This window comes from Pectobacterium punjabense, from assembly GCF_012427845.1.
GTDB classification, from domain to species: Bacteria; Pseudomonadota; Gammaproteobacteria; order Enterobacterales; family Enterobacteriaceae; genus Pectobacterium; species Pectobacterium punjabense.
Map to the genome: position 1 here is coordinate 4,668,245 of NZ_CP038498.1, position 17,614 is coordinate 4,685,858.

13 protein-coding genes and 1 tRNA gene are annotated in these 17,614 nt (G+C 49.5%); 6 read left to right on the top strand and 8 right to left on the bottom strand.

Annotation, left to right across the window (positions count from 1 at the left end; translation table 11 throughout):
- Positions 1-100 precede the first annotated feature (100 nt).
- A complete protein-coding gene (locus E2566_RS21130; protein WP_107169337.1) occupies positions 101-1,996 on the top strand; it encodes a bifunctional metallophosphatase/5'-nucleotidase in 1,896 nt (631 codons plus the stop codon).
- Between the two features lie 276 nt (positions 1,997-2,272).
- Here the strand turns inward: E2566_RS21130 and E2566_RS21135 are convergent, their stop codons facing one another.
- From E2566_RS21135 to uspA, 3 genes are all read right to left on the bottom strand, one after another.
- The gene (locus tag E2566_RS21135) at positions 2,273-3,586 is read right to left on the bottom strand and encodes an NAD(P)/FAD-dependent oxidoreductase (protein ID WP_107169338.1); all 1,314 of its coding nucleotides are present in this window, start codon (positions 3,584-3,586) and stop codon (positions 2,273-2,275) included.
- Positions 3,587-3,802: 216 nt separating this feature from the next.
- Positions 3,803-5,146: an NADP-specific glutamate dehydrogenase gene (gene gdhA, locus E2566_RS21140; RefSeq protein WP_039474396.1), complete on the bottom strand. Its 1,344-nt coding sequence runs from the start codon at positions 5,144-5,146 to the stop codon at positions 3,803-3,805.
- Positions 5,147-5,438: 292 nt separating this feature from the next.
- Positions 5,439-5,876, bottom strand: a complete 438-nt coding sequence (uspA, locus tag E2566_RS21145) for a universal stress protein UspA (protein WP_005968210.1) — start codon at positions 5,874-5,876, stop codon at positions 5,439-5,441.
- 559 nt (positions 5,877-6,435) lie between these two features.
- Here uspA and uspB point away from each other — a divergent pair.
- On the top strand, positions 6,436-6,771 hold the full coding sequence (uspB, locus tag E2566_RS21150; RefSeq protein WP_107169339.1) for a universal stress protein UspB: 336 nt from the start codon (positions 6,436-6,438) through the stop codon (positions 6,769-6,771).
- Between the two features lie 108 nt (positions 6,772-6,879).
- On the opposite strand, the gene pitA is transcribed toward uspB, so the two are convergent.
- Positions 6,880-8,385: an inorganic phosphate transporter PitA gene (gene pitA / locus E2566_RS21155; protein WP_107169340.1), complete on the bottom strand. Its 1,506-nt coding sequence runs from the start codon at positions 8,383-8,385 to the stop codon at positions 6,880-6,882.
- Positions 8,386-8,653: 268 nt separating this feature from the next.
- On the opposite strand from pitA, the gene E2566_RS21160 reads away from it, so the two are divergent.
- On the top strand, positions 8,654-9,853 hold the full coding sequence (locus tag E2566_RS21160) for a BaiN/RdsA family NAD(P)/FAD-dependent oxidoreductase (RefSeq protein WP_107169341.1): 1,200 nt from the start codon (positions 8,654-8,656) through the stop codon (positions 9,851-9,853).
- 92 nt (positions 9,854-9,945) lie between these two features.
- Entirely contained in the window at positions 9,946-11,550 is a 1,605-nt protein-coding gene (locus E2566_RS21165) for an EAL domain-containing protein (RefSeq protein WP_107169342.1), read from the top strand.
- 44 nt (positions 11,551-11,594) lie between these two features.
- Here the strand turns inward: E2566_RS21165 and E2566_RS21170 are convergent, their stop codons facing one another.
- The 4 genes from E2566_RS21170 to ligB form a co-directional block, all read right to left on the bottom strand.
- Positions 11,595-12,257 carry an Ail/Lom family outer membrane beta-barrel protein gene (locus E2566_RS21170; RefSeq protein ID WP_233671780.1) on the bottom strand — a complete coding sequence of 221 codons (663 nt, stop codon included), beginning with the start codon at positions 12,255-12,257 and terminating at the stop codon, positions 11,595-11,597.
- Positions 12,258-12,495: 238 nt separating this feature from the next.
- Positions 12,496-12,572 (bottom strand) — tRNA-Pro (locus tag E2566_RS21175).
- A gap of 132 nt (positions 12,573-12,704) precedes the next feature.
- Complete coding sequence (gene eptB / locus E2566_RS21180) at positions 12,705-14,384, bottom strand: kdo(2)-lipid A phosphoethanolamine 7''-transferase (protein ID WP_107169344.1); 1,680 nt, start codon at positions 14,382-14,384, stop codon at positions 12,705-12,707.
- A 254-nt stretch (positions 14,385-14,638) separates the two neighbouring features.
- A complete protein-coding gene (gene ligB / locus E2566_RS21185; RefSeq protein ID WP_107169345.1) occupies positions 14,639-16,330 on the bottom strand; it encodes an NAD-dependent DNA ligase LigB in 1,692 nt (563 codons plus the stop codon).
- 319 nt (positions 16,331-16,649) lie between these two features.
- Here ligB and gmk point away from each other — a divergent pair, with 319 nt between their 5' ends.
- Together gmk and rpoZ are read left to right on the top strand one after the other, a co-directional pair.
- The gene (gene gmk, locus E2566_RS21190) at positions 16,650-17,273 is read left to right on the top strand and encodes a guanylate kinase (RefSeq protein ID WP_107169346.1); all 624 of its coding nucleotides are present in this window, start codon (positions 16,650-16,652) and stop codon (positions 17,271-17,273) included.
- Positions 17,274-17,326: 53 nt separating this feature from the next.
- Positions 17,327-17,602 carry a DNA-directed RNA polymerase subunit omega gene (gene rpoZ, locus E2566_RS21195; RefSeq protein WP_005968230.1) on the top strand — a complete coding sequence of 92 codons (276 nt, stop codon included), beginning with the start codon at positions 17,327-17,329 and terminating at the stop codon, positions 17,600-17,602.
- Positions 17,603-17,614 lie beyond the last annotated feature (12 nt).

A 17,614-nucleotide genomic window follows, 5' to 3' on the forward strand; every position in this document is an offset into this window, starting at 1 on the left:
CTTCGCATTTCCTACGCTGCTTTTGCAAAGTCTGTGGCACTAATGAGAAGCAAATCGCATAATTCCGCGTTATCACCTTTTATGACACTAAGATGACATAATGAAAAAAACGCTTCTGTCACTTCTGCTTTGTTTGAGTACTTCTGCTATGGCCGCTCAAGAACCCGTCAATATTACGATTCTGGGGACATCCGATCTGCATGGCACCTTTGTTCCCTGGGATTACGCCACCGACACCGCCAACATGGCTGGCAGTCTGAGCCAGATCGCCACGCAGGTGCATAAAGTTCGCGCACAGCAGCCGAATGTCATTCTGGTTGATGCGGGCGATACCATTCAGGGTAACTTTGTCGAAACCTTCAAAAATGACAAAACCAGCCCGATGATCCTCGGTTTTAATGCCCTGAATTATGACGTCTGGGTGCTGGGCAACCACGAGTTCGATTTCGGCCTGAACGTGCTTTCCACCTCGCTTGACCAGTTCAAAGGCACCGCGCTGGCAGGCAACATTTTTTGGGAAAGCGGTAAACCTTACCTACCCGCTTATAAAATTGTCGAACGGCAAGGCGTGAAGATTGGCATTATCGGTATGGATACGCCGATGACTGCGGAATTCGCCAAAGGCACTGACCGCGTGAAAGGGCTGAACTTTACCGATCCCGTCGGGGCGGTCAAAACCGTTATCCAGCAAATCCACGGCAACGTAGATGCCATCGTGCTGGTCGCCCATATGGGAATCGATAACGAAAACCAGCGACCGGGCACTGGCGTCGGTGATATTGCCCGCGCGAATCCTGAATTAGCCGCCATCGTCGCAGGCCATATGCACGTAAAAGTGGACAAAGAGGTGATTAATGGCGTGATCGTCACCGAACCGGACAGATATGGCCGTGCACTGTCGCGCATCGATTTGCAGTTTGAGCAGCAAAACGGCAAGTACGTGCTGATCAACAAAGACAGCTATACCTATTCGATCAAGGACGTAGATTCTGACCGTAAGATGGAAGACATCTACGAGCCTTACCACAATACGCTGCGCGCCAACGCTAATCGCCCGATTGCACAACTTCTTGGGCACGATCTGGTGCCGCAAGATACCGTGAAAGGCATTCCTCAGGTACACGTGCAGGACACGGGCATCAGCGCCCTGTTCCAGGAAGCCAGCCGCCATTACGCCCCTAAAGCGCAGGTCATCGCACTGCAAATTGATAACGATCGTCCCAAACTGAACGTCGGCACCATCGCCGCAAAGGACATCGCCTTTAACTATCAATATGCTGGCGGTGAAATCACGGTTTATCAGCTAACCGGAAAAGAACTGAAGAAATACATGGAATGGTCAGCAGGTTACTTCAACCAGTTGCAGGACGGCGATGTGACTTACAGTTTCAATCCACAGCGCCGCGCGTCCAAGTATTCCACCAATGATTTCTTCGACGGCGTGACGTACACCATCGACCTGACGAAACCCGCTGGGCAGCGCATCACCGACCTGAAAATGAATAACGGCATGCCAGTTACCGACGACATGCCGATTCGTCTGGGTATGAACAGTTACCGCATGGGCCACCTGACGCAGAAAGGCGGCGTGCTGGAAGGCATGCAGTTCCCAGTGCTATCGGATACCAAAGTAGAATATGGCGAAGAGGCCGGCACGATTCGTAACCTGACCATCCGCTATCTGACCGAGGTGAAAAAAGGCCAATACGAGGGTACAGTGCCGCAGCGCTGGAAGCTGGCAGGATTGCAGGGCTATGAGCGCGAACGCAAAATTGTCGAATCACTGCTCAACGGCGGAAAAATCAGCGTACCAACCTCAGACGATAGCCGCTACAGCAATGTGCAATCTATCAACGTGAAGTCGTTGCTGCTGCCAGATGCCGCACAAAGAGAAAAACGCGTGGCGGAATTGACGCAACAGCGCGACAGCACCACCAATGCGTTGACCAAACAGCGGCTGAACGATCAACTGACGATTATCGCAGCGATTAACTAACCGACGCCTTACGGAAACCCAAGATTCCTAACGAAGTGCATCGCGCGATGATAATGGATAGATCGTAAAGACGCTGCAAGTACGTCCCCGTAAGCTCGAGCCGCGCAGATAGGAATCTCATCCCTGAGATTCCCCCTTTCAGGGCCGTCGCAAGCGACGTTCAAAAACGTTCCTAACGTTTTTGTCCATGGCGCGGACGCTTTACTCTTCTATTCCATTATCATTCTACGAAGAGGTTTTCTAACGGTCTTCAAGGCCTGCCGTCGGTAGGCCTTATTATCGCTCGCTGCGGGCTTTCCAACGTTCGCTCGTCAGGTAGCCATTCACGCCAACATCCAGAAAAGGGCGTGGCGGCAGGTAGTTTGCCTGACCGAGCGATTGCATATCACCAATCAACGGATTGTCTTCACCTAACGCCAGATCCGCCAAAATATGCCCGGCAGCAGTTTGCTTCGACAACCCCGCCCCGTTACAGCCAGCGGACGCGTACACATTGTCGCTTAACTGTCCCCAAATTGGCGCGCCGTTGCGCGTGACGCTAATCAAGCCTGACCAGGTATGCGCCATCTTCACATCGCTCAATTGCGGGAACATGCGGGCAAAAATAGCTGCGTGACGACGTGCGTGGCGTCCGGTTTCTACCGCGCTATTGACCAACTCAGGCGTAAATTTCACATGCTCCCGAATCAGGAAACGATGGTCACGCGTATAGCGCAGCGTCGCACTGGCCAACGCATTAACCGGCGTCAATCCCCAATCCGGCATGTCACCAATCCGCGCTATCTGCTCCGCATTCAGCGGCTCTGTCAGTGTCGCAAAGGTCGCCACGGCAAATACCCGCCCCTTAAACAGCGGCAGGCCGCGCGCCGCGCCGTTAATCGCCATCATCAGCTTCTCTGCCTGAATCTCGCCATAGGGCGTTTCCACGCGAATGCGCGATCCAGTTTCGATATTCAGCGCGGGTGAATGGGCGTAAACCGTCACGTTCTTAGGCAGATTAGCCACCAGCCCGATCACCAGTGCCGCTGGGTTTAACAGAATACAATTGGGGGTATACACAGCACGATGGTAGAAAGACGTGCCGAGGCGGCGGGAAAGTTCATCTTTTTCGACTACCTGATAAGATTCGCCAAGGTCGTCCAATTCACGGACATAGGTATCGATCAGACCATTAAACGTCGAACTGACAGCACAGTGATATTTCCCTGCCACACTCCAGTCACACGCGATAGCGTGGCGATCCACCTTCTCTTTCAGATGCGCGACGCCGGACTGCAACAGACGGCGATAAGCCGCTGCTTTTTCCAGTTCAGCCGTCGAACTGCCGATATTGTGCGGCAAATCGATAACGAAACCGGAGTTACGCCCAGAGGCATTGTCGCCAATCTCGCCCGCATCCAGCAGGATAATGTGTTTATCCGGGCGTTGTTCAGCCAAACGGTGTGCAAAAGCAATCCCCGCATAGCCTGCGCCGATCACCAGCCAGTCCGCCGTTGTTTTCCCCCGCTGCTGCGGGTAAATAGGTTTATCGGCGAGATCTGCCGACCAGCCATTACGATTCTGATCGAAAGGAAGATGTTTGATTTTCACAATGGTGTAAGCCTTGAAGAGGACAGGTTGTACCGGAAGGCAGAAACACAATACCGACGATACGCAATACGGATTAAGATAAAGAAAGGCAGGAAGCGGTGTCCAGCAAGAAATGTCGCTAAAACATAGATAAATAAGTGAAAAGTCAAAGCACCTGCGAATACAAGCGCTTTGACTACATTATGCGTTACACCATTACCGTTGAACCATCATCCGTTACACAACGCCCTGTGCCAGCATCGCGTCGGCTACTTTTACAAAGCCCGCCACGTTGGCTCCGCGTACGTAGTTCGTCTGGCTATCTTCACCACCGTACTGCACGCATGCATTATGAATATCTAACATGATGTGGTGCAGACGCGCGTCTACCTTCTCGGCTTTCCAGCCTAAACGTGCCGCGTTCTGCGCCATTTCCAGCCCGGATGTTGCCACACCGCCTGCGTTGGCTGCTTTGCCCGGTGCAAACAGCACGCCCGCATCCAGAAACGCGTCGGTCGCCGGGATGGTGGTTGGCATATTGGCGCCTTCCGCCACGGCTTTCACACCGTTAGCAATCAGCGTCTGCGCCGCTGGCAGATCTAACTCATTCTGCGTCGCACAAGGCAGCGCGATGTCTACCGGCACTTCCCACGGCGTCTTGCCTGCCAGATAGGTCAGCTTCGCTTCACGTGCGTAATCTTCCACGCGGCCATAGCGTTTGTTCTTAATCTCTTCCAGCAGCGCCAGTTTCTCTGGGGTAAACCCGTTTTCATCCACCACGGTACCGTTGGAATCTGATGCCGTGACCACGCGAGCCCCTAGCTCCATCGCTTTTTCAATCGCGTACTGCGCCACATTACCGGAACCGGACACCGCAACTCGCATACCTTCAAAGCCCAAACCATGGCGCTTCAACATCGCTTCCGTGAAGTAAATCAGACCGTAGCCCGTCGCTTCAGGACGAATCAAACTACCGCCGAACGACAACCCTTTGCCGGTGAAGACACACGCGGTGTTGTTGGTCAGTTTCTTCATCATGCCGGTCATGAAGCCAACTTCGCGGCCACCCACGCCGATGTCACCCGCCGGAACGTCCGTATCCGCGCCCAGATGACGATACAGTTCCGTCATCAGTGCCTGACAGAAACGCATGACTTCACCCTGACTTTTCCCTTTCGGATTAAAGTCTGAACCCCCTTTACCACCGCCCATTGGCAGCGTCGTCAGCGCATTCTTGAACGTCTGCTCGAATCCAAGGAATTTCAGAATCGACAGGTTAACGGACGGGTGGAAGCGCATGCCGCCTTTGTACGGGCCAATCGCGGAGCTGAACTGAACACGCCAGGCACGGTTTACTTGTACCTGACCTTTGTCATCCGTCCACGCCACGCGAAACTGAATCACACGTTCCGGTTCCACTAATCGTTCCAGCAGGCTGTAATCCGCATAGTGAGGGTTCTGCTCCAGAAAAGGCCACAGCGTGGAAAGGACTTCATTAACGGCCTGTAGAAATTCAGGCTGATGCGGATCGCGTTGTTGAACAGAATCAAGAAAACTTGCCAGAGATACGATTTGTGCCATGAACAGCTCCTGATTGAACGAATAAGCTCCCGTCTGCTTCTTTAATTTTTAGACACGCAGAAGCTTGTGGGATCGGTGAAAATGAGGTTGTGTCCTCTGGACTATAACACTGGCGATGGATATTTAAGCAAGCGTTTTCTTTTCAGATAAACGTTACAATCCAATGAGATAGGAAGGGTTTTTGGGCGGTTTTGAGAAGGAAATTAGACATAAGTTTTTGTTATATAACAAAAGGCACAGCTAAGAAGCCGTGCCTTTCGTCACTGAAAAAAAATGCAAAAAAAGCTAATTTTTATTCGTCTTCTTCATCACGCAACGGCACGATGAGCATATCAACATGGACGGTATTAATCAGCTGACGTGCAGAAGACATCAATTTGCTCCAGAAGTCCTGATGGTGCCCGCACAGCACAAGGTCAGCGTCGTATTTCTTGATTGCATCCACCAGCACTTGCCCTAAATCACCGCTGCCGCTCAGCGTTTCACTGATGGGGTAGCCGGCATTTTGGGACAGCTCGGTCAACGCATTCTGGGTTTCTTCGGAGATACGCTGTTGCATGTCACCCAGATTGACGTCGATCAGCCCCGTGTAGAGATCGGAGTAATTCACATCAACATGGATTAACGAGACTTTCGCATTGTACGGTCTTGCCATTGATACCGCTTTTTCCACTAACACTTTGCTTTCTGGAGAAAGGTCAACCGCAATAAGGATGTGTTTGTAAGCCATAATGAGACTCCTTCCGTAAAGACTAATTAAGGGTTAGCAGCTATTTCTCCTGCCAATCTGATACTTAACGGCGGATTATAGGATAGCACTCGCCCGCGCTATCGGACTGTTCAGTCGATCACAACCCGTTTTCAAATCTGTTAATTCTATTGATAAGTGTAGTAGAAACCGCTCCTTTTCACAGTTAAATCGCGTAGCTTCTCCTTTCAGAAAACGCATTATCTCGTCGAAAATCATCCTTCATGTCGATTGCGTCTGCCTCTCTGGCACAAACGAACATTCTTCTTCTACACTACAAGTAGGGGGCAGTAAGACTATCCACTGCGCTCTGGGATGGAAAACAAGAATGGGGCTAGCCGTGACGCTGTTGGCTATCCACAATGACAATAAAATCGTGCGCAAGCGCGTGGCATAACTATTCGTCGTTGAAAGACGCTCGTCGTAGAAAAACATCGTAGATAAGCGTCGCAAGTAATCGTAACGCTTGTCATCGGCCACAGGTGGGCAACGGGAATGTGTGGCCATCGTATCTGACGAATAGAACGACCGGGAGGGAAGCATGATTAGTACATTTGCGCTTTTCTGGGCTTTATGTATCGTCTGCATCATTAATATGGCGAGGTACTACTCTTCATTACGCGTGTTACTGCTGATTTTGCGTGACTGCGATCCACTGCTTTACCAATACGTTGATGGAGGAGGTTTTTTCACATCGCACGGGCAGCCAAGCAAACAAATCCGGCTGGTAGGATACATCTACGCACAGCGTTATCTTGATCATCACGACCCTGAGTTTATTCGCCGCTGTGAGCGAGTACGAGGGCAATTTCTGCTCACGACCGCCTTGTGTGGCCTCATCGTCATCAGCCTGATTGCCATGATGATGTGGTATTAACACATTGTACTTATACAATTATTGGTATTAACAGCATGAACGTCGATAAAAAGTAAAAAGGCGATTCCCCACAGAATCGCCTTTTTTATGATTAACTCGTTACCAAAATCAAATCAGCTTCAGAGCCAACCAGTACAGCGCACCAGACATCAGCATTGAGACAGGCAGCGTCAATACCCAAGCCAGCAGAATGCTTCTTATCGTTTTGCCCTGTACGCCCCCACCGTCAGCAATCATCGTCCCAGCAACCGCCGAGGATAATACGTGCGTGGTGGAAACCGGCATACCGGTGTAACTGGCAACGCCAATCGACAAGGCCGCCGTCACCTGTGCCGAAACACCCTGTGCGTAGGTCATGCCTTTCTTGCCAATCTTCTCGCCGATGGTGACAGCAACGCGTTTCCAGCCCACCATGGTGCCCAGAGACAGCGCCAGTGCGACGGCAACGATAATCCAAAGAGGCGCATACTCAACCGTCTGCAGCATGTCTTTACGCAGGTTGCTCAGGTAGCGTTTATCTTCGCCCGACGTTTCTGGTAGCTTGATCACCCGATCCATCGTATCCGAGATGCACATCAGCAAGCGACGCACTCTGCTTCGATCGTCAGGGTTCAGTTGGTCATAGCTTTTCAGGTTATTCAGCAAGCCCTGTGTGCGCTCAATCGCAATCATTACGCGTGAACTGTCACAGTGGAACTCTTTCTGACCATTGCCGGGAATCGTGCTTTCTGGCGTAGGAATCACTGGCGGAGACAGGTCGATGACATGCGTCAACGCGTCGCCGTGCTGCTTGTAGTATTCCTGTAAATTAACAACGGCATCACGCGTCCGGCTGATGTCATAACCAGACGCGTTCATGTTGACAATAAACCCGGCAGGCGCAACACCAATCAGCACCAGCATAATCAGGCCGATACCTTTCTGACCGTCGTTTGCACCGTGAGAGAAGCTCACCCCAATCGCCGATAGAATCAGCGCGGTACGCGTCCAGAATGGCGGCTTACGTTTGCCATCCTGCTTTTCGCGATCGACGGGCGTCAGATGCACGCGTTTGCGTTTTTTACTGTTGTTCCAGAACCGACGCAGTACCAGCAGCATCAGACCTGCGACTACCATCCCCACAATTGGCGATAGCAGCAGTGACAGGAAAATGCTGATCATTTTCGGCACGTTCAACGCATCCACGATGGAGGTATCCGTCAGCAGTGCGTTGGTCAAACCAATACCGATGATGGAGCCAATCAACGTGTGAGAGCTGGAGGCAGGAATACCAAAATACCAGGTACCCAGATTCCAGATAATGGCAGCCAGCAGCATGGAAAAGACCATCGCCAGACCATGCGCCGAACTCACATTCAGCAATAAATCCGTGGGAAGAAGGTGAACAATCGCATAGGCCACACTCAGGCCGCCCAGCAGTACACCGAAGAAATTAAAGACACCCGCCATAACAACGGCAAACTCTGCACGCATGGCTCGGGTATAAATAACGGTGGCAACGGCATTCGCAGTATCGTGAAAACCGTTAATGGCTTCGTACATCAATACAAACAACAAAGCCAATATCAACATCAGGCCGGTGTAGTAATCCAGTCCGGCAAATAAATGTAGCATAAACGTTAGGCCATTTAGTGGTCATGAACGCGGCGCATTATCGGCGACAAGCAGGGGTGGGGAAAAGGAAAATATGACATTTTTTTGACTTAAAATGTGACGGGCATCGACAAGAAAACCACTTAATCAATATAAATCAATTAATTATATATTTTTACTAAAACATGCAAATTGTTACGCTGGTATCGAACAAAAACCAACACTACAATTTGCCGCCCCAATGGCCCATTTGCCTGCGGTAATCAATCACTCATCGGAGAAATGCATTGTGGAACAGTTTGACGTTGTCATCATCGGTGCTGGTGCAGCAGGCATGTTTTGTGCCGCACAGGCGGGACAGCGTGGGCTGCGTGTTCTACTGCTCGATAACGGCAAGAAGGCGGGGCGTAAAATATTGATGTCCGGCGGCGGACGCTGCAACTTTACCAATATGTATGCGGAGCCGGCCGCGTATCTGTCCCACAATCCTCACTTCTGTAAATCGGCACTGGCGCGTTATACCCAATGGGATTTCATTAGTTTGGTCAACAGCCACCGCATCGCTTACCACGAGAAAACACTTGGCCAGCTATTTTGCGATGACTCCGCACAGCAAATTGTGGATATGCTGGTAACAGAATGCGAGCAGGCTAACGTCACCCTTCGTCTGCGCAGTGAAGTCACCTCAGTGGCGAAATCAGACGATCTGTTCACCATCCACCTCAGCAACGGTACATCATTCCAAAGCGTATCACTGGTCGTTGCCTGCGGCGGCTTGTCGATGCCCGGTCTAGGCGCAACGCCGTTCGGTTACCAGCTTGCCGCGCAGTTTGATCTTAACGTACTCCCAACCCGCGCCGCGCTAGTCCCCTTTACGCTGCACAAACCACTGCTCGAACAGTTGCAAACGCTCTCCGGCGTTTCTGTACCTACCGTCATCACCGCAGAAAATGGCGTGACGTTCCGTGAAAACATCCTGTTCACACATCGTGGGCTCTCTGGCCCCGCTATTTTGCAAATTTCCAGCTACTGGCAAGCGGGTGAATTCGTCACCATTAACTTACTACCCGGACACAATCTCGCCCAGCTCATCAATGATGAACGCAGTGCCCATCCAAACCAAAGCCTGAAAAATACGTTGGCACAGTGGCTACCTAAACGACTGGTTGAATGCCTGCAAACACTAGGACAACTGCCAGATGTAACGTTGAAACAGCTCAACAGCGCACAGCAGCTACAAATTGAACAAAGCCTGCAACAGTGGCGCGTACAGCCGAATGGTACGGAAGGCTACCGTACCGCAGAAGTGACCATCGGCGGTGTTGACACCCGCGCGCTGTCTTCCAAAACCATGGAAGCTAATTCAGTGCCAGGGCTGTATTTCATCGGTGAAGTGGTCGACGTAACTGGCTGGCTGGGCGGCTATAATTTCCAATGGGCGTGGAGTTCGGCATGGGCCTGCGCACAAGCGCTGCCTTTTAGCAAATAGGCACTATAATAACCTCTATTCAGCGCTCTCCTTTAGTTAATGGAGAAAGGGACGTCTCTACATAGGCCTCTGCTGCCAGAAAGGAGATGTGAATGAGCCCCAGACGTAGTGAACGTAAAATCAACATGTTGCAGTTACTGACAGCAGGTATGCTGCCACTGCTGCTGGGATTACTGTTCACTTTTGTAGAATCCAGGTTAATGGTAAAACGCGATTTGGAAGCCACAGCGCAAATCGCAATGAATCATGCTGAGAATATTTCCACGCAGGCGTGGAAGATGGTGGATCGCCTCCAGCACTTTCATGGTCAGTCCTGTGATGCCATCAATGATGCGCTGCAACGTCTTGGCTCGATTTTTCCTTACTTTCGCGCGATCGGCGTCACCCATAATACCGATGTCTACTGCTCTTCAACGTTTGGCAACGCACTGACACCAATAAGTCGCGTCATTCAACAGCCGCTGCCGGATACCTATTCTGAACGCTGGAGCCTGTCAATTGCAGGCTCAGACAACGTGAGAACACGCCCTGCAATCATCTTCGTCCAGATGCCCCTCACGGGTTATGGCGCTTACACCATGGTTGACGCGCAGTACCTGATCGATCTTATGACGGCGATCAGCCAAACCCGCGGCTATCAACTTACACTGAAGATCGGCAACGGTTACCCCATTCAAATTGGCCCGATCATTACGCTCAACTCAGGCTTATTTTCTACCTCAGCGCTTGAAATAAAATCGAGCGCTTTCCCGATAGCCCTCACGGTTACCGCACCAACTTCTCAATCTGTCGCAAACTGGAAGCAGGCGTTCTTCACGTTCTTGCCGCTGGCAATGATTCTCTCCCTGCTCTTCTTCGCGATGATGTGGTACTGGCAAAAACGTAAATTATTATTCCGCGACGAGCTCCGTAAAGGCATCGCCAAAGGCGAATTTTCCGTATATTACCAGCCCATCTATGATGCAGAATCGCAATCCTGCATCGGCGTTGAGACATTACTGCGCTGGCGGCGCAGTAATGGACAGTGGATCAGACCCGATATATTTATCTCTGCCGCCGAAGCAGAAAGCATGATTATCCCCATCACCCGGCATTTATTTGATCTGGTCGCAGCCGATATCGCCAGTTGGCAGGTAAAACCCGGATTTCATCTGAGCCTTAACGTGGCAGCCGAGCATCTACATCACCCAAATTTCGTTTCAGACGTACATCGGTTCGCAGAAAAAGTTGCCTCTCATTCATTAAGCATTACGCTGGAACTGACAGAACGTAACCTCATTAGCAACGGCCCTGAAGTCATACAGCGCCTGCATCAACTACGTGAAGATGGCTTTATGATCGCCATCGATGACTTCGGCACCGGCCACTGTTCACTCTCTTATCTGCAAAATTTCCCACTGGATTGCCTGAAAATCGATCAGGGATTCGTCAGTGCCATTTCATCACCGGATGAAGAAGCCCCCATTCTTGATGCCATTATTAATTTGAGTCATCGCATCAAACTTCAATCGATAGCAGAAGGCGTGGAAACCACGCAACAACTCATGTATTTACAACAGCACGGCGTCAAATATATACAGGGATTTCTTTATGCGAAGCCGATGAACAATGAATCGTTGCTAGTATGGCTGCACTATCATAGTAATAAATCGATAGAGAGCTTTATGAATAAAAAAGAAGAGAGGGAAAAGAAGTAATAACCGGCAGAAGCTCGTCCACCGGTTTTCTATATTCAGACAAATTAGAAACGATAGCCGACGCCAATATTAAAGCTATCTACACGCGTTTCGTAGATTTTCGTGCCTTCGTAGCCAATATCAATTGCCCAGTTTGCTACCGGTGTGATTTGGATACCAGCGCCGTAAGCAAAGCGGGTTTCTTTCTCGCTGCCTGAATCAGCAAAAGTGCCGTAATCGTATTTCCAATCCACTTTTCCATGACCAACACCTGCAAGGCCATAAACACTAACGACATCGTTAAAACGATAGGATGGCCCAGCCATCAAGGAATAATATTTAAGTTTAGTCGTATCGTAGGAATTGAAGTCACGATCATAATACTCTTCTTTTGCCCCCAGATAAGTGAAAGAAGCAATAATTCCTAGAGCGGAATCACCCTGATAGTGATATTTTGCCGTAATCCCTTTTGGATCTTTAAAGTCATCAACTTTCGCCTGGGCATAACCCAATGATACCGTTTGTGTCGCCTGAGCAGCAGACATTCCCATGGCACAAGCAATCAGAGTGGAAAGCAGCAGTGTTGTTTTTTTCATGATAGAAACATCTTCCATGTTTGAATAAAAAGACGGCTTCAACAAAGCGAATAGGTAAGTATCGCGAATGTTGACCGCACATAAACTTACATTTAAATACGGTGAGGTAAAGCCTGTATTATTTTCAAACACCTGAGGGAGTTTTTGTTTTTAATCATTAAAAAACAAAAAGATACATATTATCCAGGAAGATTAACGCATGCTTTTCCGCTCTATTTTTGGGAACATTCCGAACTGAAAACAAAGGAAATAGAGCAATTCCCAACGCCAAGTAACGTTGATATAAGAATCTTTTTTTACAAAGGAATAAGGTGAAATCAGAGAGTATCGGAAAATAAAATAAGAGGGGATTATCTATTGAGAAATAAAGTGGTCGGCGAGAGAGGATTCGAACCTCCGACCCACTGGTCCCAAACCAGTTGCGCTACCAAGCTGCGCTACTCGCCGAATGCGGGCGCATATTACTGCTACCTCATTGAAGCGTCAATCCCTTTTTCACAAAAGGATTCCGGCTGCCGTTAAAGTATCCATCCCTTGTATTTACAAGCCTGAAATCGACGTCCTTGTCCGTGATTCATGTCAATCAGCAGGTTTCTGACACCAATTATTCTTAGGATTAATACCGCCGTCAGGCGACGTGTATCCCAAACATCCAAGAATCGTATCAAACAACTCTTCATGGCGATGTGTTTTACCAACGCGCTGCTGGGCTTTTAACTGCTCAAATGCATGTAAATTATCGGCGTCAGCCAGAAATTTATCCGATGTCCACACCATCATCGGTGAACGGAACTGCTCAGGTGGTGCCATCTGACGCGGCGTGCCGTGCAAATGGTAGTTATCATCAATAGACTCACCGTGATCGGAGGCATAAAACACGATCGCTTTCTTGTCCCGCACCTGATCGATGACGCTATCAATAAAGCTATCGGTATAGAGCACGCTATTGTCAAAAGCATTAATCAACTGCTCACGCGAACAGGAGGCATCAACGCCCATACATTCTGGCTGATAGCGCGCATAGCTGCGGGGATATCGCATGGAATACAGATAGTGAGAGCCTTTGGTATGCAACACAATCAGATGCTTACCTTGAGGGTAGCGTGCCAGCGACTCCTTGACCTCATCAACTAGCAACATATCCTGCACCGATTTGCCGTCATTCTGTTTCTCTGACGCGATCATTTCTCGGAAGGAATAGTTGTTCGCCTCAATGCTATTGTAAAACCACACCTCACTTTGCATCGCAAACAGTTCGGAGGTAAAGCCCAGCTCTTTCATTACGGCAAAGACGTTCTGTTCTTTTAGCGTTCGCTGCGGGTTGTCTTCCGTACCGCCTTCTCGCACAAACATACAGCGCATGGAAAGTTTGGTCGAGGTATCACATGATTGGCCACGGAATGCGACCAGATTTTTTTCTTTTGATAACTTCGGCGTCGTATCTCGCTCGTAGCCTAACAGCCCCATATGATCCCAACGGGTTGTTTCACCAATAATGAAAACCACGTAAGTATCATCAATACCTTTCGGCGGGACATAGGTAAAATGCTGAGCGGGGTCAAAAAGATTGGAGGAATCCTGACTCTCGTCATACTTGGTGTATGCAAATAACCCTAACGCAGATAACCAGTTAGAAGGCAAATAAGAATGAGCCACAACGCCGCCATAACTAGGTAAATCCACATTGGATTCTCGTTCAGACACCGACTGAGCCTTGTCCATATAGCGAAGTGGCATCCACACGAGTGCAACGACAGCGACAAGAACCAAAAGAGGAATCAAACGCTTCCCTGGCGATTTAAGTTGTTCGATCAACGTATCACGCAGTGAGTTCTTCCAGATCAAAAATAATGGCAACGCACTCACCACTAGCATCCATAGGAAAAAACGAAAGCCGATAACTTCTTTAGAAAGATCAATATCCGTGGTCATGACTGCTGCAACAATCCCATAGCCAATCACGACATTGAAAAACGTCATGTAATAACTAGCGGAAACAGAAATCAGCACTAAAAGAGAAGCGATAATCCGATAAAAACGGCGTCCCCCAAGTGAAATAATTCTCATCAGGAAAAAGGTGAATAAGATACTTGCTGTCAATTCGACAAGAGCGGGAATAAGCGTTGGAATCTGGCTGCCAGCAGAGAGTGAAAAATAATCAAATCGGCGGTAATACACTGAGATATTGAGAAAAAGACCAATATAGATTGCCAGGACAAACGATAACTTGGGTTGCGAAAAAGATGCTACAAACTTCATTATGACAAGTGCTCCAACAAACCTTTCTTATTATCTGAAGATATACGACAACATCCCTATGCTTGAGTTCAACGAAAATAATCAGACGCTCAGGCTTTTTTATATCGCAAAACAGCAAATAGGCTTAGACCGTTAATGAGTAAATATTACTTATAATGAAGTGAAGGAAACAGGAAAAAACTGTTCTTTTATGTGAATGAATCCACGAAAAAATAAACTGCGTGACCCAACATGTTCTAAGAAAACACGACCAATTATTGAGGTATACCCTCGCGATGCAATCGGGCAATGAGTTCCACAACGATGGGGTGATTCAGGAACGCCATAATTTCTTCTGCACGCCGTTCTCCAATACCCGAAAACTGTCGCCACTGCTGTATCGTCCGTTGCTGTAACGCCAGCCAATCCACATGATCCAATGCACTCATTGCTGAGCGGGGAACAGGAATACCCAATGCAAGTAGCCAGCGAGATAGCGGCTTCTGTCGTGCCGACTGCAAGCTCGTGTAAATATCCCGCGCCCGCTTATCACCCATACCATTGACGGCATTAAGCTGTGCTTCGGTCAGAGATAACCACGCCAGTACATCCCCCAGTAAATTATGTTGCATCAAGCGCAACCACATCCCGTCACGCATGCCCGCCAGATTTAAACCGTGTTCCCCACTTAGCCAAACTAAGCGCGCAAGAAATTGCTGCTGACACACCGCGCTATAGCGAAAACAGCTAAAATCATGGAAATCATGTTCACTGGGTGGGGTGATAGCTGGCCGCTCAGTCCCACGCCATACCACATTATCCAGACGCGAAATCCCCTGTCCCGCCAGGCTGACACTTACCCGATCGCCAGGCAACACATCCCATTGCTTCCAACGAGATAGCGAGCCCACATTCACCCGGCTGACCGATTTGTCATCCAATTTCATAGGACTAAGCTTCAACACCACGGCGATCTTACCCGTACGCCCGACAGAAAAAGCCACATCGGTGACTTCCGCAACCTGATGAACAGGCGGATATTTCCATGCGATCGCCCAGTCGGCCGATGTGTTACGCCAATAGCGTCCCTGCGGTTCTTTAGTCTGGCGGATAACCACGCCATCCGTCACGAAGGGCAAGGGACTGCTATACCAGTAGTGACGCCATTTCTCCGCGTCGGCGAATGACCCAATGGCATGGGTATACTCCGCTACCATAGCAAATCCCATTTCCTGCAATTTTTTCAGACGTTCGGGCATCGTCTTTGGGCCATCCGGCCATTCCCAGACAAACAGGCCAATCTGCGACAACACGGGAGATGGCTGATGACGACGCATTTCACCCGCCACGACTGAGCGTGCATTAACACCACCCTGAGTACGCTGTCGATGATCGGTCATCTTTAGGAAAAGCTCTCCTTGTAATACTAACGAGGAAGGTGCATCGGCTAGTAAATGAGGGATTCCCGGAATCAGACGAACTTTTTCAGTCCAGTCTTCGCCTTGAATGCCATTACCCCGGCTAACCGCGGACACGAGCTTGCCGTGCTGGTAGACCAGTGTGACGGCCACACCATCAACTTTTGGCTGAACCCATAAATCCTTACGCTGTGCGATCCAGTGCACCAATTGCTCGCGATCGGACAATTTTTTCAACCCCGTATGGGCAACAGGATGGAGCTGCTTGCCATGATCGGGTAGGCGGACAGGAAACACGTTTTGAGGCTGAAAGCAGCCAACCCACTGGTTTAACTGCTCCCTCAGTTGATCATAAACATCATCTGCTACAGGGCTTTTCCCTTCGGTGTAATACACGTCATCCCACCGTTCTAACTGCTGACGCAATGCAGTAATTTCTTTTTTCGAACGCGTGTTATCCCAATCGGGGCAGATTTCGGCCGCAGCCGAAAAACCACTGATGCCCCCAACAACGCAGATGATCAAAAAAGTGTAAATCCTGAGCCACATAGTCCCTCCAGCCATCCAGTCGCGAATGGGCGCAGTACATAGCAACAAAGGGGAAAAGACGAGGCAAAAAAAGGAGGAATGCCAAGCGCACCGCAAGATGATTTATCGTTTACAACACCGGTAAAAATGACAGGAACGCGCGTCGCAATCTCAAAAAGACACGTTGGCAAAAGATTTGCCCAATGGCATAACGGAAAAACAATCCGTGGAGAATTTATCACAGCGCGACTGATGACATATTGGCGTGTATAATGCGGGGATATGCACATGTTCCTGCTGCATATCAACATCCACCATCGTAACGTAAATAAACTTCATTATGGCTCAAGGCACGTTATATATCGTTTCTGCTCCCAGTGGAGCCGGGAAATCCAGCCTGATTCAGGCATTATTAAAAACTCAGCCGCTTTACGACACTCAGGTCTCGATTTCGCATACCACACGAGCGAAACGACCGGGAGAAAACCACGGCGAACACTATTTTTTCGTCGAAGTCGATGAATTCAAGCGTATGATTCAGGATAGTGAGTTTCTGGAACATGCTGAAGTCTTCGGTAATTACTACGGCACATCCCGACCTGCAATTGAACAGGTATTAGCGACAGGTGTTGATGTTTTTCTGGACATCGATTGGCAAGGTGCCAAGCAAATTCGCGCCCAAATGCCGCTCGCGCGCAGTATTTTCATCCTGCCACCGTCAAAAGAAGAGCTGGCTCGCCGTCTGCGTGGCCGTGGACAAGACAGTGATGAGGTTATTGCCCGCCGTATGTCTCAGGCTGTGGCTGAAATGACGCACTACGGCGAGTATGATTACCTGATTGTGAATGATGATTTCGATCTGGCACTGCTCGATCTGAAAACCATCATTCGCGCCGAACGTCTGCGTTTGAGCAGACAACAGGTTCGGCATGATGCATTAATCACCAAACTATTGGCAGACTGACGCCTCTTTCAGTATGATGCCCAGTCATTTTATTTCCTGTGGAGTAGCACATTATGGCACGCGTAACTGTTCAAGACGCTGTAGAGAAAATTGGTAACCGTTTTGACCTGGTGTTGGTCGCTGCTCGTCGCGCCCGTCAAATCCAGACTGGCGGCAAAGATCCGTTGGTTCCTGAAGAAAACGATAAGTACACCGTGATCGCACTGCGTGAGATCGAAGAAGGTCTGATCAACAACCAAATTCTGGATGTTCGTGACCGTCAGGAACAGCAAGAGCAGGAAGCCGCAGAGATTCAAGCGGTCACCGCAATTGCTGAAGGCCGCCGTTAATCACACCACGAG